The organism is Microvirga roseola (assembly GCF_020866965.1).
GTDB classification, from domain to species: domain Bacteria; phylum Pseudomonadota; class Alphaproteobacteria; order Rhizobiales; family Beijerinckiaceae; genus Microvirga; species Microvirga roseola.
Genome location: NZ_JAJATX010000180.1, coordinates 1 through 718, shown reverse-complemented (window position 1 = coordinate 718; position 718 = coordinate 1). Strand labels below are relative to the sequence as shown.

General features: G+C 61.8%; 1 protein-coding gene. It reads left to right on the top strand.

Features of this window, described 5'->3' with window-relative positions; genetic code table 11:
• On the top strand, positions 1 to 687 hold a 687-nt coding region (locus LG661_RS24760), incomplete at its 5' end, for an amino acid ABC transporter ATP-binding protein (protein ID WP_230534651.1).
• Positions 688 to 718 lie beyond the last annotated feature (31 nt).

Sequence of the window (718 nt, the reverse complement as noted above, 5' to 3'; positions counted from 1 at the left end):
TTCCACGTTCTGCGTGACATCAACCTGAATGTGCGCCGGGGCGAGCGCATCGTGATCTGCGGTCCTTCGGGCTCAGGCAAGTCCACGATGATCCGCTGCATCAACCGCCTGGAGGAGCACCAGAAGGGCCGCATCATCGTCGACGGGATCGAACTCACGGACGACCTCAAGCGGATCGATGAGGTGCGCCGCGACGTCGGCATGGTGTTCCAGCACTTCAACCTCTTCCCGCACCTGACGATCCTGGAGAACTGCACGCTCGCGCCGATCTGGGTGAAGAAGATGCCCAAGAAGGAGGCGGAGGAGATCGCCATGCACTACCTGACCCGGGTGAAGATCCCGGAACAGGCCAACAAGTATCCGGGCCAGCTCTCGGGCGGCCAGCAGCAGCGCGTGGCGATCGCCCGTTCGCTCTGCATGAGCCCGAAGATCATGCTGTTCGACGAGCCAACCTCGGCGCTCGATCCCGAGATGGTGAAGGAAGTGCTCGACACCATGGTGGGCCTCGCCGAAGAGGGCATGACCATGCTCTGCGTGACCCACGAAATGGGCTTCGCCCGCCAAGTGGCCGACCGGGTCATCTTCATGGATTACGGACAGATCGTGGAGATGAACACGCCGGACGAGTTCTTCAGGAACCCGCAGCACGAGCGGACCAGGCTCTTCCTGTCCCAGATCCTCCACTGAGCGGATCGGTGGAAAGCAAAAAGCCCCGGAT